Annotated in this window: 17 protein-coding genes; 9 read left to right on the top strand and 8 right to left on the bottom strand. The window is 70.4% G+C overall.

Annotation, left to right across the window (positions count from 1 at the left end; translation table 11 throughout):
• Positions 1 to 50: 50 nt before the first annotated feature.
• The 3 genes from ACTMVF_RS06805 to ACTMVF_RS06795 form a co-directional block, all read right to left on the bottom strand.
• Entirely contained in the window at positions 51 to 1,661 is a 1,611-nt protein-coding gene (locus ACTMVF_RS06805; protein ID WP_441270021.1) for a sodium/solute symporter, read from the bottom strand.
• Positions 1,658 to 2,119 carry a DUF485 domain-containing protein gene (locus tag ACTMVF_RS06800; RefSeq protein ID WP_441270020.1) on the bottom strand — a complete coding sequence of 154 codons (462 nt, stop codon included), beginning with the start codon at positions 2,117 to 2,119 and terminating at the stop codon, positions 1,658 to 1,660. The genes ACTMVF_RS06805 and ACTMVF_RS06800 overlap by 4 nt, the downstream gene beginning before the upstream one ends.
• Before the next feature lie 226 nt (positions 2,120 to 2,345).
• Positions 2,346 to 3,458 carry a hypothetical protein gene (locus tag ACTMVF_RS06795; protein WP_441270019.1) on the bottom strand — a complete coding sequence of 371 codons (1,113 nt, stop codon included), beginning with the start codon at positions 3,456 to 3,458 and terminating at the stop codon, positions 2,346 to 2,348.
• Between the two features lie 195 nt (positions 3,459 to 3,653).
• Between ACTMVF_RS06795 and ACTMVF_RS06790 the strand changes: the two genes are divergently transcribed.
• A complete protein-coding gene (locus ACTMVF_RS06790) occupies positions 3,654 to 4,202 on the top strand; it encodes a DUF1062 domain-containing protein (RefSeq protein ID WP_441270018.1) in 549 nt (182 codons plus the stop codon).
• Positions 4,203 to 4,311: 109 nt separating this feature from the next.
• Here the strand turns inward: ACTMVF_RS06790 and ACTMVF_RS06785 are convergent, their stop codons facing one another.
• On the bottom strand, positions 4,312 to 4,806 hold the full coding sequence (locus ACTMVF_RS06785) for a GNAT family N-acetyltransferase (RefSeq protein ID WP_441270017.1): 495 nt from the start codon (positions 4,804 to 4,806) through the stop codon (positions 4,312 to 4,314).
• A 101-nt stretch (positions 4,807 to 4,907) separates the two neighbouring features.
• Between ACTMVF_RS06785 and ACTMVF_RS06780 the strand changes: the two genes are divergently transcribed.
• Positions 4,908 to 6,071 (top strand): alpha/beta hydrolase family protein, encoded by a 1,164-nt coding sequence (locus ACTMVF_RS06780; protein ID WP_441270016.1) that lies wholly within the window; start codon positions 4,908 to 4,910, stop codon positions 6,069 to 6,071.
• Here ACTMVF_RS06780 and ACTMVF_RS06775 read toward each other — a convergent pair.
• A complete protein-coding gene (locus ACTMVF_RS06775) occupies positions 6,052 to 7,596 on the bottom strand; it encodes an MFS transporter (RefSeq protein WP_441270015.1) in 1,545 nt (514 codons plus the stop codon). The two genes, ACTMVF_RS06780 and ACTMVF_RS06775, sit on opposite strands and share 20 nt — an antisense overlap.
• Before the next feature lie 445 nt (positions 7,597 to 8,041).
• On the opposite strand from ACTMVF_RS06775, the gene ACTMVF_RS06770 reads away from it, so the two are divergent.
• Together ACTMVF_RS06770 and ACTMVF_RS06765 are read left to right on the top strand one after the other, a co-directional pair.
• Entirely contained in the window at positions 8,042 to 8,830 is a 789-nt protein-coding gene (locus ACTMVF_RS06770) for an ABC transporter ATP-binding protein (RefSeq protein ID WP_441270014.1), read from the top strand.
• Entirely contained in the window at positions 8,827 to 11,406 is a 2,580-nt protein-coding gene (locus tag ACTMVF_RS06765) for an ABC transporter permease (RefSeq protein WP_441270013.1), read from the top strand. The genes ACTMVF_RS06770 and ACTMVF_RS06765 overlap by 4 nt, the downstream gene beginning before the upstream one ends.
• A gap of 95 nt (positions 11,407 to 11,501) precedes the next feature.
• On the opposite strand, the gene ACTMVF_RS06760 is transcribed toward ACTMVF_RS06765, so the two are convergent.
• Positions 11,502 to 12,974, bottom strand: coding sequence for a DUF2079 domain-containing protein (locus ACTMVF_RS06760; RefSeq protein ID WP_441270012.1), 1,473 nt, complete (start codon positions 12,972 to 12,974; stop codon positions 11,502 to 11,504).
• Between the two features lie 314 nt (positions 12,975 to 13,288).
• On the opposite strand from ACTMVF_RS06760, the gene mfd reads away from it, so the two are divergent.
• Positions 13,289 to 16,819, top strand: coding sequence for a transcription-repair coupling factor (mfd, locus tag ACTMVF_RS06755; RefSeq protein WP_441270011.1), 3,531 nt, complete (start codon positions 13,289 to 13,291; stop codon positions 16,817 to 16,819).
• Positions 16,820 to 16,849: 30 nt separating this feature from the next.
• Here mfd and ACTMVF_RS06750 read toward each other — a convergent pair whose 3' ends face one another.
• The gene (locus ACTMVF_RS06750; RefSeq protein ID WP_441270010.1) at positions 16,850 to 17,284 is read right to left on the bottom strand and encodes an SgcJ/EcaC family oxidoreductase; all 435 of its coding nucleotides are present in this window, start codon (positions 17,282 to 17,284) and stop codon (positions 16,850 to 16,852) included.
• A gap of 189 nt (positions 17,285 to 17,473) precedes the next feature.
• A complete protein-coding gene (locus ACTMVF_RS06745; protein ID WP_441270009.1) occupies positions 17,474 to 17,674 on the bottom strand; it encodes an Rv0909 family putative TA system antitoxin in 201 nt (66 codons plus the stop codon).
• Positions 17,675 to 17,867: 193 nt separating this feature from the next.
• Between ACTMVF_RS06745 and ACTMVF_RS06740 the strand changes: the two genes are divergently transcribed.
• From ACTMVF_RS06740 to ACTMVF_RS06725, 4 genes are all read left to right on the top strand, one after another.
• Entirely contained in the window at positions 17,868 to 18,635 is a 768-nt protein-coding gene (locus ACTMVF_RS06740; protein ID WP_441270148.1) for an HNH endonuclease family protein, read from the top strand.
• Between the two features lie 97 nt (positions 18,636 to 18,732).
• Entirely contained in the window at positions 18,733 to 19,476 is a 744-nt protein-coding gene (locus tag ACTMVF_RS06735) for an N-acetyltransferase (protein WP_441270008.1), read from the top strand.
• Positions 19,477 to 19,608: 132 nt separating this feature from the next.
• Positions 19,609 to 19,953 (top strand): hypothetical protein, encoded by a 345-nt coding sequence (locus ACTMVF_RS06730; RefSeq protein WP_441270007.1) that lies wholly within the window; start codon positions 19,609 to 19,611, stop codon positions 19,951 to 19,953.
• A complete protein-coding gene (locus ACTMVF_RS06725) occupies positions 19,950 to 20,588 on the top strand; it encodes a BMP family ABC transporter substrate-binding protein (protein WP_441270006.1) in 639 nt (212 codons plus the stop codon). Before ACTMVF_RS06730 ends, ACTMVF_RS06725 begins: the two co-directional genes overlap by 4 nt.
• Positions 20,589 to 20,772: the final 184 nt, after the last annotated feature.

Raw genomic sequence — 20,772 nt, 5'->3', positions numbered from 1 at the left:
GGCCGTCAGGTCACCGGTCGTCAGTTCCCTCGCGGTCATTCACCCGGCGGTCAGTTCCCCCTGCGTACCGCCCCCGCCAGAATCCACCCCTCCACGGCCTCGTACTGCCGCCGCTGTTCCTCCGACTTCCCCCGTCCGGACAGGACCGTCCCGAGCCACCCGAAGAGGAACCCGGCCGGAATCGACACCAGCCCGGGAGTCGTGAACGGGAACCAGTTGAAGTCGGCGTCGGGGAAGGCCGAAACCGGTGATCCGGAGACCAGATTGGTCCCCGGCATCAGTACGAGCACGACCACCGAGCCGCCGATCAGCGTCCACAGCAGACCGGCCCGCGTGTACCGGCGCCAGAACAGGCTGTAGACGAGCGCCGGGGCGATGGCCGAGGCGCCCAGGGAGAAGGACAGGGTCACCAGCGGCTGCAGGCTGCGGTGCTGGACCATCGTCGCCAGCACGATCGCCGGGACCCCCACGGCCAGCGCCGACAGCCGCGCCAGCGTCATCTCGCGGCGGCCGGACAGCTCCCGTACCCGGACGGCGAACACGTCATGGGCGAGGGAGTTCGCGCAGGCGAGGATCATGCCGGCGACCGAGGCGAGCACGGTCAGGAAGATGGCCGTGGTGACCGTCGTGAAGAGCAGGGTCTCCGCGGTGGAGACGTCGGCGCCGAAGGCGGCCCTGGAGCCCAGCAGATAGGCCGTGTTGCCCTGCGGGTCCGCCCCGAGGATCGCCTCACGCCCGATCAGCGCCGTCGCACCGAAGCCGATCACCGTGATCATCAGCACGAACAGCGCCACGCTGGACACCGCCCAGGACATCGAGCGCCGCACCTGACGCACGCCCGACGCCGTGTACATGCGCATGGTGATGTGCGGCAGACAGGCACCGCCGAGGACGACCGCGAACTGCGCGCTGATCATGTCCAGGCGGGGGTGCGGGCCGCCCGCGAACTGCAGCCCCGACTCCAGGAACGCCGGGCCGACCCCGCTCCGCTCGGCCGCCGCGCTGAACAACGCGCCCGGATTCCAGTCGAACCGTGCCAGCACCAGTACGGCGACGACGGCGCCCGATCCGAGCAGCATCACCATCTTCAGGATCTGGATGAGGGCCGTGCCCTTCATCCCGCCGATCGCCGCGTAGCTGATCATCAGCACGCCGAGGCCGACGATGCACCCGGTCTTCAACGAGTCGCCCGAGAACCCGAGGATGAACGCCAGCAACTGCCCGGTCCCCGCCAGCTGCACCAGCATCAGCGGCACCAGCGCGGCCAGCGTCACCACGCACGCCGCGATGCGCACGCCGCGCCCCGGCATACGGCGCGCCAGCGCGTCGCCCATGGTGAACCGGCCCGCGTTGCGCAGGGGTTCGGCCAGCAGGAACATCAGGAGCATGAGCGACAGGGCCGTGCTCAACGCCAGCACGATCCCGTCGTAGCCGCACAGCGCGACCACGCCGGTCGTGCCCAGTACGGTCGCCGCGCTGATGTAGTCGCCGGCGATCGCCAGGCCGTTGCGCATGGGGGACAGGGAGCTGTAGCCCGTGTAGAACTCGTCGAGGTCGTCGCGGTCCGGGCCCGTCATCACGCACAGCAGCAGCGTGATGGTGGCCACGGCACAGAAGGCGACCAGCGACATCGCCTGGGCGTCTCCGCTGAAGTCCGTCATCGTCCCGTCCCCCTCTTCGCCGACTCACGCTTGGCTTCCACGGCGGCCTCCTTGCGGATGCGGTCCGCGAGCGGGTCGACGTAACGGCGGGCGGTGTGCTCGTACAGGGCTATCGCCAGCCAGGTGACGGGCAGTTGGAGCAGCGCGAGCAGCAGGCCGGCGGGCAGCCCGTCGGTGACCGTGCTCGTCATGAACCCGGGTGCGAAGGCGGACAGGATCAGGAAGAGGGTGAAGTACCCGAGCGCGGTGAGCGTCGCGACGCGCCGCTGCCAGCGGTAGGCGGTGCGCAGGATGCGCAGGTCGCTGTGGTGGCCGAGGGGTGGGTGGTCGGGGGTTCGGTGTCGAGGGGGTGCCGGTGGCTGCGGTGGGGCGGGGGGCTGCCAGGGGTAGGTGGGCGAGGGCGGGGCGTACCGGTCGTACCGGTCGTAGGGGTCGTAGGGGTCGTGCGGGGAGGACATCCCTTTGCTCCTTGCATGGCTCGGGTCCGGTGCGGCGGACCGCAGGGAGGTGGGGGGCGGGCGAGCCACGCACGTTACTTCGGAGTACCGGGAATGCGTGCGGTTTTCACCAAACTGAGCGGTCGGTAGGCGCTTACTACGTCAAACCGTGCCTGACCTGGGGTGTTACCCGCGTTAACTCAGACCTTTGAAGCAGCTGAGGGGCTGGGGCTGTCCCCCAGGGGCCTCAGCGGGCGCGGGAGCGTAGCGCCTTGTGGTAGCTGTCGACCGCTTCGCCGACTCCTTCCATGCGCTCGCGCATGTCCTCGGAGGTGCGGGTTCTGACGAGGGTCCGCAGTACGTAGGCGGGAGAGAACTGCCCCGCGAAGCCGTCCGGGGCATTGGAACGGATCAGCGGCTCGTCGGTGAACACCGACGAGGCGTCGTCGGAGTGCCGGTACGTCCAGCGGCACGGCCACAGCCGCAGCGAGGTCTCTCCGACGTACCGGACCGCGCCCTCGAAGAACTCGTCTGCGGCCGCCGCCTCCAGGGAGGCAAGGCTGTCGAAGCGGTCCAGTACGAGCCGTTCCAGTTCCGAGAGCGAGTCGAGCGAGTAGTCGAAGGGGAAAGCGGCCGGCAGGTGGGCCGTTCGCCACCGGTCCAGGGCGGTGTCCATGGAAGCCAGCCACGCGTCAAGACGCTGACGGGACTCCTCGCTCGCGTGCAGGCGGTCGTCCTCCACGTACCAGGCGAGCGTCTCGGGCTCCGCGGTGGGTACTTGGTCGCGCACCCAGTTGCCGAGCCGCACCGGCATCGGCAGGCCGAACTCCTCGAGCCCCGCGGCCTGTTCGGGCGTCAACAGCAGCCACCAGGCGTCGCAGGACTCCTCGTCCAGCTGGTGGAAGCCCCGTGGATCGTCGTTGCCGGGCACGAGGTCGCCGATGGCGTCGAAGGCGGCGTTCCAGTCCATGTAGCGGGTGCTGTCGGAGAAGTGTTCCGCCGGGTGCCAGATCGACCGGCCATTGCGCCGGAAGTGCAGGTACTCGTCCCCGTCCTCGTCCTTCACCAGCTCCACGTCATCGACGACCACCGAGCCGCCCGAGCACGCCGCCGCGTCGAGCAGCAGCTCCTCGTACCCGTCCTCGAGATCGCCCAGCACCTTCTCGGGCATTTGGAAGCCGAGGCCGCATTCGCCGACGAGGAAGGTCAGTTCGTTGGTGTGCTGGAACTCCTCGTCGAGGTCCATGCCGATCCCGGCGGCCTTCGCCAGGCCGGTCGCGGCTTGTTCGTCCGTCGCTATGCCCAGGTGGACCAAGGTCTCCGCAAATCCACGGAGGGTGCGTCGTGTTGCGTGGGTCATGACAGCACCCTCACACGAAAACCGGTGGAGCAGCACGGCCGTTCGCCATTACCGTGCTGCCGCCTCCAGTCGTCTGGTGAAGGGCGTGCCGTTGTACACCGTGTGAGACCTCCCGAGCGCTGATTCGTCGCGCGTCGCGCATGTGCGCCGCGCTTCTTTTTGCTGCGGACTTCTCACTGAAACCGGTGTACTTCTGTGCTCACAACCTGGGTCGTCGCGCCCACCTGCCTGCCGATCGTTCTGCGCCGTTGCCACACGTGCGCGTCCGAGCGTTTCCGGGCAAGCGGCAAATTTCGCGTCAACGCACACCACAAGCTCATCGACGCCTGGCTCCTCGTCCTCTGCACCGCTTGCGGGGAAACGGCAAAGCTCACGGTCCTGGAGCGGGTGCATGTGCGCTCCGTACGACCTGAGCTGCTGGACCGGCTGCATGACAACGACCTCGGCCTGACGGCCGAGTTGCTCCAGGACCCGGTCGTGCGGCGCCGTAATCGCATCGCCCTCGACTGGGCGGGCGCCTGGCGTCTCGACACCGGCGGATCGGATCACCTGGATCGCGAGGTGATCGACGTCTCGGTCCGCTTCGCGGCGCGGATTCCCGTCCGGCCGGTACGGCTGATCGCTGAAGGCTGTGGTCTTTCACGGGCCGAGGTCGAGAGAGCGATCACGGAGGGGAAGCTCGTCTCGACAGTCCGGCTGAGCGGCAGGCTCTCCGGCGACTTCACCTTCACGCTCAAGCGCTGAGCCCTCCTCGGGGCCAAGGGCCAAGGGCCAAGGGGCAGGGGCCAAGGGGCCTGTGGCCGGGGCCTGTCCGGCGGGACCACCGGACAGGCCCCGGCGCTGACGCAGACCGTCAGTGCCCGAGATGCGAGCGGCGGTAGCGGACCGCGGGCCGGCCGTCCACGGTGACGTCTTCCACGACGGTGAAGGAGTTTCGCTCCAGCACGGTCCGGGAGGCGAGGTTGTCCAGGTGGGTGACGGCGACCAGGGACGTCAGCCCGTACGCCGTACCCGCCACCCGGCACACCTGTGCCACCGCCGAGGTGGCGACGCCCTTGCCGGCCGCGAATTCGCCGACGCGGTAGCCGAGTTCGGCGGAACCGTCCTCGACGTCGATCAGGTTGACCCGGCCGACGAGGTGCCCGTCGGCGTCCAGCACGACGTGGAAGTGGCAGATCCCGGCGTCCTGTTCGGCCAGCAGTGCCTCGTGCCGGGCGGCGAACCCGGCAGGGTCGAAATAGGCGTCTCCACGGTCCGGGATCGACCGGGCGAAGTACTCGCGGTTCTCCCGCTCGAAGGCCAGCAGGGCGTCCGCGTGGTCGGCGCGTAGGCGCTCCAGGGTCAGCATGGGGACAGGGTAGATCCGTACGTCTGCGGTACGACGTGGCCTGCCGGACAGGGGACTCCAGGGTGACGCCGGTCACGGGTCCGCGCCCTAGCGTCCTCCGCATGAACAGATCACGCTTATTGGCGTTCACGGCGTCCGCCGTGCTCGCGCTCGGACCGGCCCTGACCCTGCCGATCGCCGCAGCGGGGTCCGCCTCCGCCACCCCCGCGAACCCTTCGTCCACGGTCGGGTCGGCCCAACTGCCCCGCCCCACCGGACCCCACACCGTAGGGCGCGGCACCGTCCACCTCGTCGACGGCGACCGCCCCGACCCCTGGGTGCCGTCCGCCGGCCCGCGGCAGTTGATGGTCTCGATGTACTACCCCGCACGGCCCGGAACCGAAGGCCCGACCGCCCCGTACATGACCACCGAGGAGGCCCGCCTCCTGATTCAGCTGCGCGCCCCGGACGTCACCGTCCCGCCCGAGGTGATCGGCGGTGTCCGTACCTGGGCGCACCCCGACGCGCGCCCGGCGCACGGCAGATTCCCGCTGGTCGTGCTCTCGCCCGGTTTCACCCTCCCGCGCGCCACGCTCACCGGTCTCGCCGAGGACCTCGCCAGTCGCGGATACGTCGTCGCGCTGGTCGACCACCCGTATGAGAACGCCGGTACGACCCTCCCCGACGGGCGGACCCTGCCCTGTGCCATCTGCGACAAGCTCCCTCAGGGCGGACTGGCGGCCATCGCCGAGAGCCGGGCCGAGGACGTCTCCTTCGTGCTCGACCGGCTGACCGGACGTCACCCCGCGTGGCGGTACGCGCGCGTGATCGACGCGAAGCGGATCGGCATGGCCGGGCACTCCATCGGCGGCAACGCCGCCGCCACGACGATGGCCGGGGACGCGCGCGTGCGGGCCGGTGTGAACATGGACGGCACCTTCTTCGCGCCCGTCCCGGACGACGGGCTCGACGGGCGTCCCTTCCTGATGTTCGGGACGAAGGAGAGGCACGCGGACGAGAAGTGGGTCCAGGGCTGGCCCCACCTGGACGGCTGGAAGCGCTGGCTGACCGTCGCCGGAGCCGACCACGGCTCCTTCACCGACGTACCGCTCCTCGCGGAACTGGCCGGCATCCCGGACACCGCCCCGCTTCCCTATGAGCGTTCGCAGGCTCTCACGCGCGTGTACGTCGCCGCGTTCTTCGACCTGCACTTGAAGGGCGTTCCGCAGCCGCCGCTCGACGGGCCGTCGCCGGCCAACCCCGAGGTCAGCGTCCGTCTTCCTTGAGGGCTTTTTCGAGGTCTTCGTTGAGGTCTTCCTTGAGGACCGGAAACCGCCTCGGCGCCAGCAGCAACAGCACCAGGAAGGCCAGCGCCGCCGCGCACGACGCCCCCAGGTACACCGCGTGCACCGCCTCGGCGACGGCCCGCCTGGTGGCCTCCGGTGCCCCGCCGTCGGAATCCAGGGCCCGCGTCACCGAGTCCAGGTCGCTCGCGCCGCCCAGCCGCGACGCCAGTACCCCGTTCGCCACCGCGCCGAAGAGGGCCGCGCCCACCGTCTGGCCCGTCTGCCGGCAGAACAGGACGGACGCCGTCGTCGTACCCCGCTCCGACCACCCCACCGTCGACTGCACGCCCACGATCAGCGGCAGTTGGAACAGGCCCAGCGCCGCCCCCAGCAACAGCATCAGCAGCGTCGGCTGCCAGGCCTCCCCGGGATACGGCAGGAACAGGAACGCCAGCAGGATCAGCGAAGCCGATCCGATCCCCAGCATCGCCGTGTTCCGGAAGCCGATCCTGCGGTACACGTGCTGACTGAACGCCGCCGACACCGGCCAGCTCAACGTCCAGACCGACAGCACGAATCCGGCCGCCACCGGAGCCAGGCCGAGGACCGACTGGGCGTAGGTGGGCAGGAACACCGTCGGCGCCACCATCAGCAACCCCAGCGCGCCCAGCGCCAGGTTCACCGCCGCGATCGTCCGGCGCCGCCACACCCAGCCCGGGATGATCGGCTCGGCCGCCCGGCGCTCCACCCACACCACGACCGCCGCCAGCGCAAGTCCCGTACCGAACAAGGCGATCGACGGCCCCGACAGCCACGGCCACGCCACCCCGCCCTGCACCAGCGCCGTCAGCAGCACACCCCCGCACGCGAACACCGCCAACGCGCCCGCCCAGTCGACACGCGCACGCGTACCCGTCGTTTCGCGGGCCGGCTCGTGCAGGTGACGCGCGATCAGCCACAACGCCACCGCCCCGATCGGCAGGTTGATCAGGAAGATCCAGCGCCAGTCCGCGTACGCCGCCAGGACCCCGCCCAACCCCGGGCCGGCCACCGCCGACACCGCCCACACCGTGGACAACTTGGACTGGATCTTCGGGCGTTCCTCCAGCGGGTACAGATCGGCGGCCAGCGTCTGGACCGTGCCCTGAAGGGCCCCGCCGCCCAGGCCCTGCACGATCCGGAACGCGATCAGCGCCGCCATGTTCCAGGCCACCGCGCACAGCAGCGACCCCAGCAGGAACAGCGCCGCGCCCGCGATCAGCACCGGCTTGCGGCCGAAGGTGTCGGAGAGCTTGCCGTAGACCGGGAGGGTCACGGTCACGGCCAGTAGATATCCGGAGAACAGCCAGGAGAAGACCGAGAAGCCGCCGAGGTCGCCGACGATCTGCGGTACGGCCGTGGAGACGATGGTGGCGTCGAGCGCGGCCAGCGCCATCGCGAGCATCAGAGCCGCGACCACGGCCCCGCGTCTGTCGGTTCCGGTGCGCTGTGCGGGGTCGCGCGTCGCGGGTCTCGTACTGCCCACCGGGTTCCTCTCCTGATGCATTCCCTATGCATTCCCCTTGCATCTATATGCCGCGAACAGCTTCCCACTTGACCCTGACGTCGCGGGAGGGTGCAGCCTGGATGCGTCCGAGGGTGGAGGCGACCCCGAGGCGCGCTCCCCCGAAGGGTGGACTGCCCCTAGGGGTTCCTCCGCACCAGGTCTCGGGGAGGGTTGGTACCGCGGGAGGACGAGACGCGGCGGGGGCCGTCCTTAACCTGGCTTTACGCCGCTGGGGGGCGGCTGACCGAACCGGCGGGGGTGGGGTTTTCCCCCGCACAAGACGGGGCCGGGCACCAGCGCGCCGTACCCGTTCCCGCCACGAGACTGAGCGTCGTACCGCATTACTGGACCGTCGCCGGACCGAATCACTGACCGTCGTAGCGGTCTTCGTGACTCACCTGCTGACCGACTTAGGAGACATACCGTGACATCGGCTGTAACCATTCCCAGGCACGGGGGCACTGGAGGGCGTACGGCCGTTGCCGCGCGGGCGCGGCAGGTCGTCAAGGCGTACGGGTCGGGGGAGACCCGTGTCGTCGCCCTCGACCATGTGGATGTGGACATCGCGCGTGGGCAGTTCACCGCGATCATGGGCCCCTCGGGGTCCGGCAAGTCCACCCTCATGCACTGCCTCGCCGGGCTCGACACCGTCACCGGCGGCAAGATCTATCTCGACGAGACCGAGATCACCGGGCTGAAGGACAAGAAGCTCACACAGCTGCGCCGGGACCGGATCGGCTTCATCTTCCAGGCGTACAACCTGCTGCCGACGCTCAACGCCCTGGAGAACATCACACTCCCCATGGACATAGCGGGCCGTAAGCCGGACCGGCAGTGGCTCGGGCGCGTGGTCGACACGGTGGGACTCTCCGACCGGCTCAAGCACCGGCCCACCCAGCTCTCCGGCGGCCAGCAGCAGCGTGTCGCCGTCGCCCGTGCCCTGGCCGCGCGGCCGGAGATCATCTTCGGTGACGAGCCGACCGGAAACCTCGACTCGCGCGCGGGTGCCGAGGTGCTCGGCTTCCTGCGCAGGTCCGTCGACGAGCTCGGGCAGACCATCGTGATGGTCACGCACGACCCGGTCGCCGCCTCGTACGCGGACCGGGTGCTGTACCTCGCCGACGGACGCATCGTCGACGAGATGTACAAGCCGACCGCCGACGCCGTCCTGGACCGCATGAAGGACTTCGACGCCCGGGGGCGCACGTCATGACCGTCGTGAAGACCTCGCTGCGCAACTTCTTCGCGCACAAGGGGCGCATGGCGCTGTCGGCCGTGGCGGTGCTCCTGTCCGTCGCCTTCGTGTGCGGGACGCTGGTGTTCACCGACACGATGAACACCACCTTCGACAAGCTCTTCGCCGTCACCTCCTCCGACGTCACCGTCAGTCCCAAGGACGCCAAGGACGAGGACGACGGCGGTGGAACGGGCCGGCCCAGCTCGCTGCCCGCCTCCACCGTCGAGCAGGTCGCCGCCGTCGACGGCGTGAAGAAGGCGGAGGGCGCGGTCGCCTCGACGAGCGTGACCGTCGTCAACTCCGAGAACAAGAACATGGGGTCCAGCACGGGCGCGCCCACGTTCGCCGGCAACTGGACGGCCAACGACCTGAGGTCCATGGAGATCACCTCCGGGCATGCCCCGCGCGGGCCCACCGAGGTCATGGTCGACGCGGACACCGCCGACAAGCACGACCTGAAGCTCGGCGACGAACTGCGCACCATCGCCGCCACCGGCGACATCCGCGCGCGGATCGCCGGCATCGCCTCCTGGAAGGTCACCAACCCGGGCGCGGCCGTCGTCTACTTCGACACCGCCACCGCCCAGCGCACCCTGCTCGGCGCCACCGGCCGCTTCACGCAGGTCTCCGTCACCGCGGCGGACGGCGTCAGCGACGCGCAGCTCAAGCGGAACGTCGCCGACGCCCTGAACGGCACGTCCGGCGCGTACAAGATCCAGACGGCCAAGGAGAACGCCGACGAGAACCGCAAGGACGTCGGCGAGTTCATGAACGTCATGAAGTACGCCATGCTCGGCTTCGCGGGGATCGCGTTCCTGGTCGGCATCTTCCTGATCATCAACACCTTCTCGATGCTGGTCGCCCAGCGCACCCGCGAGATCGGCCTCATGCGGGCGATCGGCTCCTCGCGCCGGCAGGTCAACCGGTCCGTGCTGGTGGAGGCGCTGCTGCTGGGCTTCGTCGGATCCGTGCTCGGTGTGGGGGCCGGTGTCGGCATCGCGATCGGCCTGATGAAGCTCATGTCGATGGCCGGCATGAACCTGTCCACCGACGACCTGACGGTGAAGGCGACGACCCCGGTGGTCGGCCTGCTCCTGGGCGTCGTGGTCACGGTCCTCGCCGCCTACCTCCCGGCCCGCCGAGCCGGCAAGGTCTCCCCGATGGCCGCCCTGCGCGACGCCGGTACGCCGGCCGACGGCAAGGCCGGCTGGGTGCGCGGCCTGATCGGGCTGGTCCTGACCGGCGCGGGCGCCTTCGCCCTCTACCTGGCCGCCACGGCCGACAAGGCGAGCGACGGTGCGCTGGTGCTGGGCGGCGGCGTGGTGCTGACCCTGATCGGCTTCGTGGTCATCGGCCCGCTGCTCGCCGGCGGGGTGGTCCGGGTGATCAGCGCGGTGCTGCTGCGCGCCTTCGGGCCCGTGGGCCGCATGGCCGAGCGCAACGCCCTGCGCAACCCGCGCCGTACCGGCGCCACCGGCGCCGCCCTGATGATCGGCCTCGCCCTGGTGGCCTGCCTGTCGGTGGTCGGCTCCTCGCTGGTCGCCTCGGCGACGAGTGAGCTCGACAAGTCGGTGGGCGCGGACTTCATCGTGATGAGCGGGCAGCAGGAGATCGTGGCGAACGCCGAGAAGGCGATGCAGCGGACGCCGGGCCTGGAGCATGTCACCCGCTCCAAGGCGGTCGACGCCACACTGACCTCGCCGGACGGCAAGACCGACGACAGCGGGCTCACCGCCGCCGACCCGACGTACGCCGAGGACCTCCGCCGTACGACCACGGAGGGCACCCTGTCCGCCGCCTACGGCAAGGACGCCATGTCGGTCGGCTCCGACTACGCCACCGAGCACGGTGTGCACGTCGGCGACACCCTCACCGTCGCCTTCGAGGGCGGCCGGACGGCGAAGCTGAAGGTCGCGGCCATCACGGACGACGACACCTCCTTCGACCAGGGCGCGCGCTACATCAGCATCGAGACGCTGCGCGAGTACCTGCCCGCCGACCGGATCCCGCAGACCGAGATGCTGTTCGGCAAGGCGAAGGACGGCCAGGAGGAGGCGGCGTACGCGGCCCTGAAGAAGTCGCTGCACGACTACCCGCAGTACCCGGTCCGCGACCAGACCGACTACAAGCAGGAGCTCAAGGACCAGATGGGCCAGCTCCTGAACATGGTCTACGGCCTGCTCGCCCTGGCGATCATCGTGGCGGTCCTGGGCGTGGTGAACACCCTGGCCCTGTCGGTGGTGGAACGCACCCGCGAGATCGGCCTGATGCGCGCCATCGGCCTCTCCCGCCGCCAGCTGCGCCGCATGATCCGCATGGAGTCGGTGGTGATCGCCCTGTTCGGCGCCCTGCTGGGCCTCGGGCTCGGGATGGGCTGGGGCGCGACCGCGCAGAAGCTGCTGGCTCTGGAGGGCCTGAACGTCCTCGACATCCCGTGGCCGACGATCACCGGGGTCTTCATCGGCTCGGCGTTCGTGGGCCTGTTCGCGGCACTGGTGCCGGCGTTCAGGGCGGGCCGGATGAACGTACTGAACGCGATCGCGACCGAATAGCCGACCGAACAGCCGACCGAAGAGCCACCGCACACGGGGGTTGCGGGGGAGACGGGCCCGGTCCGGAGGTTTCACCCTCCGGACCGGGCCCACGGTCATTGCCCGCTGTGCCCCGGTCCGCTCTGCCGCGCCAGCAGTACGACTCCGTAGGCGGTGCCCTTGACGGTGTACCGGGCGTCGGGGTGCAGGGCCTCGGCGTAGGCCTCGACGTCGCGATAGCGCTTGCGCGAGTTGTCGAGGGCGATGAAGTCGGGGTTGATACCGCGCGTAGTGCTGACCCAGAAGACGCGGCAGCGCGAGGTGAGCCGGCTGATCGGAGCGATGTTCGCCTCGACGGAGGCGTTGTCGGGCACTTGGGCGAGGAGCCGCTCGACGGCCGTCACGCGCGCGGGCTTGCGGTAGATCTCGCTCTCGGTCAGCGCGGCGAGCGGCAGCGAGGTGGTCAGCGCGAGTGAGGCGGCCGCGACGGCGGCGGGCAGGTGATGGACGTACGACCGCAGCCACGCGCGCGTGCTGTGCCGGGAAGTGTCGAGGGCGTCGACGAGCGCGAGGGCCACGACGGGCATCAGGACGGCGCTGTAGTGCCAGTCCGTCCCCCAGTACTGCGAGTAGGAGGAGACGAAACGCCAGCCGATGGTGGGCAGGGCGACGAGCAGGATCGGGGACCGCAGGGCGAGCAGCCCGGTGGTCGGTATGAGGAGCCAGCACAGCGTACGGAGCTTGGTGTCGAGGCCGTCGAAGGGCCCGCCGCCGCCCGACGACTCGCTCACCTTGTTCCAGTAGTCGTAGGTCCCGGCGGAGTTGAAGCTCGGTATGACCAGCAGGAGGGTGGCCGCGACGGCCACCACGCCGAAGACGGCGACGCCGATCGCGTACCGGGACGCGCGCGGCGAGTCCTGGCGGGCCCGCCAGGCGACGACCAGCGCGATGGCCGTCAGGGTGAACCCCAGATCTTCCTTCACCACGACGAGCGGGATCGCCCAGAGCAGAGCGGCCCGCCACCGCCGTGCGAGCAGCGCTTCGAGGCTGAAGGCGATGAGCGGCACGGCGAAGCAGATCTCGTGGAAGTCGAAGTCGACGGCCTGCTGAAGCCCCCACGACAGCCCGTACGACAGCCCGATCGCAAGCCCACGCGGCCGACCCAGCAGCCGGGCCGCGGCCCGGGTGACGGGGACGGCGGACAGCGCGAACAGCGCGGCCTGCGCGACGAGCAGGGTGACCGGGGAGGGAAACACCCGGTAGAACGGCGCGAGCAGGGCCGTCACCGGGCTGAAGTGATCGCCCAGGATGTTGAACCCGGGCCCCTTGAGGTCGGCTATCGGCGCCTGAAGATGCGCGTACGACCGGATGACCTGCTCGAAGATCCCGAGATCCCACGACCGCTGCCCCAGATGCCGGTAACGGCCGACGGAGACGATCGCATAGCCGACGAAGAGCGCGGCGGCGAGCAGCCAGGGGTCCCGCCGACCGGGATCGGGCCGCGCGTCCCCTTCGGGACGCCCGGCGGGCGCCGGTATGTGCGGGTCCGAGGACGTGTTCGGCGTCGCGGAGGTGGCGGGGGTGGGCATGGGGGGACCATACGCGGTGCGGGGTTCGGAGCCTGTGGCCACCCGTGCCTTCCGCGGCCGGCCCGGGCATTTCAGCCCGTCCGGTGGTTGAGGACGAGCCCCCTTCAGGGCCGAAGCGGGGTCTGGTGCGGCAGCCCCAGGGGGGTCGCAGGCGCGGAGCCCCTGCACGACGTCACGTCAACGCCGGCCACCAGAGAACGGACGTTATCCACAGGCCCGGCACCCGCCCGCGCAGCGACGTACGCTGGAGGCCCCCGGCCCGTCACACGCGTCGGGCCCTTCGTGTTGCCCACCCCGGACGAAAGCGCCCCCGAATGAGCCTGCACGGTCTGCTCGACGCCGTAGTCAAGGACACCGCCCTCGCGGAAGCGATCACGGCGGCCGCAGACGGCAACCGCATGCACGTCGACCTGGTCGGCCCCCCGGCGGCCCGCCCGTTCGCGATCGCCGCCCTGGCCCGTGAGACCGACCGCCCGGTCCTCGCGGTGACGGCGACGGGCCGCGAGGCCGAGGACCTGGCGGCAGCCCTGCGCTCCCTCCTCCCCCCGGAGGGCGTCGTGGAGTACCCGTCCTGGGAGACCCTCCCGCACGAGCGCCTCAGCCCCCGCAGCGACACCGTCGGCCGCCGCCTCGCGGTCCTCCGCCGCCTCGCCCACCCCCGCCCCGACGACCCCGAGACGGGCCCGGTCTCCGTCGTCGTCGCCCCCATCCGCTCGGTCCTCCAGCCGCAGGTCAAGGGCCTCGGCGACCTTGAACCGGTGGCCCTGCGCACGGGGCAGACCGCCGACCTGAACGAGATCGTCGAAGCCCTCGCCGCCGCCGCGTACGCGCGCGTGGAGCTCGTCGAGAAGCGCGGCGAGTTCGCCGTACGAGGCGGCATCCTGGACGTCTTCCCGCCCACCGAAGAGCACCCCCTGCGCATCGAGTTCTGGGGCGACGACGTCGAGGAGATCCGCTACTTCAAGGTCGCCGACCAGCGCTCCCTCGAAGTCGCCGAGCACGGCCTGTGGGCCCCGCCCTGCCGCGAGCTCCTCCTCACCGACGACGTACGTGCACGCGCGCGTGCCCTCGCCGAAGCGCACCCCGAGCTCGGCGAACTGCTCGGCAAGATCGCCGAGGGCATCGCCGTCGAGGGCATGGAGTCCCTCGCCCCCGTCCTCGTCGACGACATGGAGCTGCTCCTCGACGTCCTGCCCAAGGACGCCATGGCCGTCGTATGCGACCCGGAACGGGTACGCACGCGTGCCGCCGACCTCGTGGCCACCTCGCAGGAGTTCCTCCAGGCGTCCTGGGCCGCCACGGCCGGCGGCGGCGAGGCGCCCATCGACGTCGGCGCGGCCTCCCTGTGGTCCATCGCGGACGTCCGGGACCGGGCGCGCGAGCTGGACATGATGTGGTGGTCGGTCTCGCCGTTCGCGGCCGACGAGACGCTCGACGCAGACACCCTCAAGCTCGGCATGCACGCCCCCGAGTCCTACCGCGGCGACACCGCGAAGGCCCTCGCCGACACCAAGGGCTGGCTCGCCGACGGCTGGCGCACCGTCTTCGTGACCGAGGCCCACGGCCCGGCGGCCCGCACGGTCGAGGTGCTCGGCGGTGAGGGCGTGGCGGCGCGCCTGGCGGCGGACCTCGGGGAGATCGCCCCGGCGGTCGTCCATGTCGCCTGCGGCTCGATCGACTACGGCTTCGTGGACCCCGTACTCAAGCTGGCCGTCCTGACCGAGACCGACCTGTCCGGGCAGAAGGCCGCCGGCAAGGACGGCGCCCGCATGCCGGCCCGCCGCCGCAAGACCATCGACCCGCTCACCCTGGAGACGGGCGACTACATCGTCCACGAGCAGCACGGCGTCGGCCGCTACATCGAGATGGTGCAGCGCACCGTCCAGGGCGCCACGCGCGAGTACCTCGTCGTCGAGTACGCCCCCGCCAAGCGCGGCCAGCCCGGCGACCGCCTGTACATCCCCACCGACCAGTTGGAGCAGATCACCAAGTACGTCGGTGGCGAGGCCCCCACCCTGCACCGCCTGGGCGGCGCCGACTGGACCAAGACCAAGGCGCGGGCCAAGAAGGCCGTCAAGGAGATCGCGGCCGACCTGATCAAGCTGTACAGCGCGCGCATGGCGGCCCCGGGGCACACCTTCGGCCCGGACACCCCCTGGCAGCGCGAGCTGGAGGACGCCTTCCCGTACGCGGAGACCCCCGACCAGCTGACGACCATCGCCGAGGTCAAGGAGGACATGGAGAAGTCGGTCCCGATGGACCGCCTGATCTGCGGCGACGTCGGCTACGGCAAGACGGAGATCGCGGTCCGGGCCGCCTTCAAGGCCGTACAGGACGGCAAGCAGGTGGCGGTGCTGGTGCCGACGACCCTGCTGGTGCAGCAGCACTTCGGGACGTTCTCCGAGCGCTACTCGCAGTTCCCGGTGAACACCCGGGCGCTGTCCCGCTTCCAGAGCGACACCGAGGCGAAGGCGGTCCTGGAGGGCCTGAAGGACGGCTCGGTGGACATCGTCATCGGCACCCACCGGCTGTTCTCGTCGGAGACCAAGTTCAAGGACCTGGGCCTGGTCATCGTCGACGAGGAGCAGCGCTTCGGCGTCGAGCACAAGGAACAGCTGAAGAAGCTGCGCGCCAACGTCGACGTCCTGACGATGTCCGCGACCCCGATCCCCAGAACCCTGGAGATGGCGGTCACCGGCATCCGCGAGATGTCGACGATCACGACCCCGCCCGAGGAGCGGCACCCCGTCCTGACCTTCGTCGGCCCGTACGAGGAGAAGCAGATCGGCGCCGCGATCCGCCGCGAACTGCTGCGCGAGGGCCAGGTCTTCTACATCCACAACCGGGTCGAGTCGATCGACCGGGCGGCCGCGCGCCTGCGCGAGATCGTCCCCGAGGCGCGGATCGCCACCGCCCACGGCCAGATGTCGGAGGGGGCGCTGGAGCAGGTCGTCGTCGACTTCTGGGAGAAGAAGTTCGACGTGCTCGTCTCGACCACGATCGTCGAGTCCGGCATCGACATCTCCAACGCCAACACCCTGATCGTGGAGCGCGGCGACAACTTCGGCCTGTCCCAGCTGCACCAGCTGCGCGGCCGGGTCGGGCGAGGCAGGGAGCGCGGCTACGCCTACTTCCTGTACCCCCCGGAGAAGCCCCTCACGGAGACGGCCCACGAGCGCCTGGCGACCATCGCCCAGCACACGGAGATGGGCGCCGGCATGTACGTCGCCATGAAGGACCTGGAGATCCGAGGCGCCGGCAACCTGCTGGGCGGCGAGCAGTCCGGCCACATCGCGGGCGTCGGCTTCGACCTGTACGTCCGGATGGTCGGCGAGGCGGTCGCGGACTACCGGGCGTCCCTGGAGGGCGGCGTCGAGGAGGAGCCGCCGCTGGAGGTCAAGATCGAGCTCCCCGTCGACGCGCATGTCCCGCACGACTACGCGCCCGGCGAGCGGCTCCGGTTGCAGGCCTACCGCTCCATCGCCTCCGCCAACACGGAGGAGGACATCAAGGCCGTACGCGAGGAACTCGTCGACCGCTACGGCAAGTTGCCGGAACCGGTCGAGAACCTCCTGCTGGTGGCGGGACTGCGCATGCTGGCACGCGCGTGTGGCGTCGGCGAGATCGTCCTGCAGGGCAACAACATCCGCTTCGCGCCGGTGGAGTTGCGGGAGTCGCAGGAGCTCAGGCTCAAGCGCCTGTACCCGGGCACCGTCATCAAGTCGGCGGCGCACCAGGTGCTGGTGCCGCGTCCGAAGACCGCGAAGGTGGGCGGGAAGCCGCTCGTCGGGCGGGAGTTGCTGGGGTGGGTCGGGGAGTTCCTGGCGTCGATTCTCGGGTCGTGACCGGTGACCGGTGACCGGTGACCGGTCCGGCTACGCGTCGACCCGCACCTCGGTGTTCTGGCAGGCGTGCAAGAGCCACCTTCCGTCGTCCTGCCTGGTCATGACGTAAAGCGGTGCGCCCTCGGTGTCGCGGTCGCCGTCCGGGGAGTGGTAGACCTGCCGGACCTTGACGGCCGCCACGTCGGGGCGCAGGAACTGCGTGTGGACGACCTCGTAGGTGACCTCGCCGTCCCAGGTGGCGGCGGGCAGCACGGCGCGGGTGAACTCGGCGATCGCGTCGAAGCCGATGAGGACCTTGCCGTGGCCGGTCGTCCACAGGGCGTCGGGGTGGAAGAGGGCGAGGAAGCCGTCGGGGTCCTTGGCGCGCTGGGTGCGTTCGACGGTGGCGACGACCTGCTCGATGGCCTTGCGGTCGGCTTCTTGGGCGGCCTTGATGTCCGCGATGTCCGCGGTTTCGGTGGTCATGCGGATCACTCTGGGACCTCAACCGCACTTGAGGTCAAGGGCCGCCCCGGGGCTTCGTGCGGCCCCGGCAGTGCGAAGCCGCCCGCGGGAGACGGTCTCGGTGTCCGCGGGCGGCCTCTGTTCTCGGATCGAGTGGCCCTCGTGGGGCTCGGGCCTTACGGCTCAACGGGCCATACGGCTGATCGGGCCTCAGGGCTGATCGGGCCTGCCGCGGTCCCTGCCGAGGTCGCGGTCCATGCCGAGATCGCGTTCCATCCGCTGCTGCGCGTCGTCGACCTGGCTCTCGTACTTGTTGCCCGTCTTCTCGTTGACCTTCCGTTCCGCGGCGTCGGACCTGTTGCCGGCCTTGTCCTGCGCGTGGCGGTTCTTGAACCTGTCGAAGATGCCCATCCAGAGCTCCTTCCAGGGGCGACTCACCACCGACGATACGCCCGAGTTATGAGGTATGCGCGCCTGAGTCCGTTGTGGTCTGGACCTCTTGGATGCCACGGTGCGCCGGGTCGCTACCGTGTGCCCGACGGCTTACCAGGGAAAAACCGCCTGTGCGGGGCGGAGCGGGCGACAAAGGGAGGGGCGCATCGTGATGCGTCTGAGGGGCGGGGCGGCGAGCGCCGCGGCGATGCTCGGCATGGTGCTGGTACTGGCGGGGTGCGAGAACGTCGACCTACCCGTGGACAGCGAGCCCACCGGCTCCGTCCCCGCCACGGGTTCCGGTCGCGCCGTGAGCCCCCTGGACAACCCCGACGGCACCGAGCCGGGGCTCGCGCCGCTCACCTCGGACGCCGACCGGGCCGAGGCGCGAGCCCTCATCGAGAAGGTGACGACGAAGGGCCGGGGCCCGAAGACGGGCTACGACCGCGACGAGTTCGGCTACGCGTGGATGGACTCGGCCCCGGGCGGCATCCCGTTCGCCCGCAACGGCTGCGACACCCGCAACGACCTCCTCCAGCGCGACGGCGAGGACATCCGCTTCCGCTCCGGCTCGGACTGCGTCGTGACCTCCATGACCCTGCACGACCCGTACACGGGCCGGACGATCGACTGGGCCAAGTCCCGTGCCACGAGCGTCCAGATCGACCACGTCATGCCGCTGTCGTACGACTGGCAGATGGGCGCCTCCCGCTGGCCGAAGGGCAAACGCCAGGACATCGCCAACGATCCCCTCAACCTCATACCGGTCGACGGCCCCACCAACAGCTCCAAGGGTGACTCCGGCCCCGCGTCCTGGCTGCCCCCGAACAAGCGGATCCGCTGCTCGTACGCGGTGCGCTTCGCCCAGGTGTCGCTCAAGTACGAACTTCCGGTGACCGCCGCCGACAAGGAGACGATGCTGCGGCAGTGCGGAGGGTGACCCCGCCCTGCGCCCTCCCCGCCTCCCGGCCCAAGCGCCGAGCGGTGCGCCGAAAACCGCTTCCCGGTGCCGCCGCCCCGTGCCTACGGTGGCCGGCATGGAGCTGAAGGTATCGAGCCTCGCCGACCGCCCCGAGATGCTCGACCGGGTCGAGGAAATGCCGGACACGTGGCCGGAGTTCACGACCCAGGACCCCGTGGGCAACGCCCACTACGGCCGGATCCCGTACGAGTTTCCGGAGTACGCGCTGTTCGCCGAGGACGAGCGGGGCGAGGTCGTCGCCCACGCCTACAGCGTGCCCTTCGCCCTCGCCGCCGAGGGCCGTGGCCGACTGCCCGCGCGAGGCTGGGACGAAGTGCTGGTGTGGGCCTTCGCCGACCTGCGCCGCGGCACCCCGCCCGACACGGTCAGCGCCATCTCCGTCGTCATCGCCCCGCACGCCCAGGGCAGCGGCCTGTCCGCCCGGATGCTCTCCGCGATGCGCGACAACGCCCGCACCCACGGCTTCAGCGAGGTCGTCGCCCCGGTCCGCCCCAACGCCAAGCATCTCGAACCGCACACCCCCATCGAGGAGTACGCCCGCCGCGTACGCCCCGACGGCCTGCCCCACGACCCGTGGCTGCGCGTCCACGCCCGCGCCGGCGCCACCATCGACTCCATCGCCCCGGCCTCCATGACCATCGCCGGCTCACTGGAACAATGGCGCCGCTGGACCGGCCTGCCCTTCGACACCGCGGGCGACATCGAGGTGCCCGGCGCCCTGGCACCGGTGCGGTGCGAGCCGGAGCGGGACCACGCGGTGTATGTCGAGCCCAATGTGTGGATGCGGCACCCGCTGTGAGCGGACCGTCGGCTCGGCCCTGCCTCGCCGGGCCCCAGGGCCGATGAGGTCCGGCGGGGGATGTACTCTACGGCCGCCGTCCTTATCTCGTGCATACATGCGCACGCTCCCGAGAAGCAGAGGTAGACCGCCGTGAAGCACAACGTTGGTGCCGCGCCCGCGGCTCGATCGGGAGCCGGCACCGGGCCCGGGCTGCTCCCCAGGACGGCACTGGCGGCCGTACCGGTGCTGACGCTGGGGATGCTGGCGGCGGTACCGTCGCTGGTGTTGGCCGTCCGGCGGGGTACGCGCGCCGACTGGCTGGCGGCGGTGGTCTTCACCGCGGTCAACGTGGCGTGGGTGGCCCAGACGCTGCTCACCCCGGTGGAGACCCATGGCCTGCAGTACGCCGCCGATGTGCTGCTGCTGTTCGTCGCCACGGTCGGTGCCACCCTGCACTGCCTGCTGCGCAGATCGTCCGAGAGCCGGCCGCGATGAAACTCCGGCGTACCTGGCGCGGGAACAAACGCGACAGCAAGAAGGGGCCGGCCGGCAAGCCCGCGCGCAAGGCCGCCGTCGCCCGTGTGATGGCCGCGACGGCGGGTGCGCTGCGGGGCCGCAGGGGCTGGGCCGCGGGCGGTGCGGCTGTCGTCGTCGTGCTCGGGGTGCTGGGCGCGTGGCTTCTCACCGGCGGGCAGGACGGGCCCCCTGATCCGCGTGCGCGCCAGTACACGGAGGTTGACGCGTGCCTGCTGACGGGAGAGAAGGGCATCGCGCCGGGCACGCCTGCCGCTTCCGTGTGGGAGGGGATGCAGAAGGCGTCCCTGGAGACCCGGGCCCGGGTCAACTACGTGCCGGTCACGGGGCCGCAGTCGGTGGACAACGTCCGGCCGTTCTTCAACAGTCTGATCCAGCGTCAGTGCGAAGTCGTCCTGGCGGTCGGCACCTCGCAGGTTCAGGTCACGCGGGCCGCCGCCGGGAAGAACCCCGATGTGCGCTTCGTCGTGGTGGACGGCACGTCGGGCACGAAGGCGGTCCACGCCGGAAACGTCACCGTCGCGAAGCCTGACGGAAGCGTCAAGGAGACGGTGGCGGAATCGATCCGGCAGGCTGTGCAGATGGCCGAAAGGTGACGTACAGGCAGATGGTGGGGTCGGACCGATAAAGATCAGCTAACGACGTCGACCTTATGTGGCACTTATGTGACTCCAAAGTGCAAGCTTTCGAAGCTTTGTAAGCTTCTCAAGTAAAGGCTTGCCCATGCGCGTTCGCTGGGTCCACGGCCCTCGCTTCTTCCCGCCGGGTCGTGCCGGCAGG

Source organism: Streptomyces sp. SD31, from assembly GCF_052068475.1.
Lineage (GTDB): Bacteria > Actinomycetota > Actinomycetes > Streptomycetales > Streptomycetaceae > Streptomyces.
The sequence above is the reverse complement of the archived record's forward strand: the minus strand, read 5'-3'. Positions and strand labels throughout refer to the sequence as shown.

What these genes read in the sequence shown, in the direction of transcription:
- ACTMVF_RS06805 (WP_441270021.1), bottom strand. Translation starts at nt 1,661, where the DNA reads ATGACGGACTTCAGCGGAGACGCCCAGGCGATGTCGCTGGTCGCCTTC.
- ACTMVF_RS06800 (WP_441270020.1), bottom strand. Translation starts at nt 2,119, where the DNA reads ATGTCCTCCCCGCACGACCCCTACGACCCCTACGACCGGTACGACCGG.
- ACTMVF_RS06795 (WP_441270019.1), bottom strand. Translation starts at nt 3,458, where the DNA reads ATGACCCACGCAACACGACGCACCCTCCGTGGATTTGCGGAGACCTTG.
- ACTMVF_RS06785 (WP_441270017.1), bottom strand. Translation starts at nt 4,806, where the DNA reads ATGCTGACCCTGGAGCGCCTACGCGCCGACCACGCGGACGCCCTGCTG.
- ACTMVF_RS06780 (WP_441270016.1), top strand. Translation starts at nt 4,908, where the DNA reads ATGAACAGATCACGCTTATTGGCGTTCACGGCGTCCGCCGTGCTCGCG.
- ACTMVF_RS06765 (WP_441270013.1), top strand. Translation starts at nt 8,827, where the DNA reads ATGACCGTCGTGAAGACCTCGCTGCGCAACTTCTTCGCGCACAAGGGG.
- ACTMVF_RS06760 (WP_441270012.1), bottom strand. Translation starts at nt 12,974, where the DNA reads ATGCCCACCCCCGCCACCTCCGCGACGCCGAACACGTCCTCGGACCCG.
- mfd (WP_441270011.1), top strand. Translation starts at nt 13,289, where the DNA reads ATGAGCCTGCACGGTCTGCTCGACGCCGTAGTCAAGGACACCGCCCTC.
- ACTMVF_RS06750 (WP_441270010.1), bottom strand. Translation starts at nt 17,284, where the DNA reads ATGACCACCGAAACCGCGGACATCGCGGACATCAAGGCCGCCCAAGAA.
- ACTMVF_RS06745 (WP_441270009.1), bottom strand. Translation starts at nt 17,674, where the DNA reads ATGGGCATCTTCGACAGGTTCAAGAACCGCCACGCGCAGGACAAGGCC.
- ACTMVF_RS06740 (WP_441270148.1), top strand. Translation starts at nt 17,868, where the DNA reads ATGCGTCTGAGGGGCGGGGCGGCGAGCGCCGCGGCGATGCTCGGCATG.
- ACTMVF_RS06735 (WP_441270008.1), top strand. Translation starts at nt 18,733, where the DNA reads ATGGAGCTGAAGGTATCGAGCCTCGCCGACCGCCCCGAGATGCTCGAC.
- ACTMVF_RS06725 (WP_441270006.1), top strand. Translation starts at nt 19,950, where the DNA reads ATGAAACTCCGGCGTACCTGGCGCGGGAACAAACGCGACAGCAAGAAG.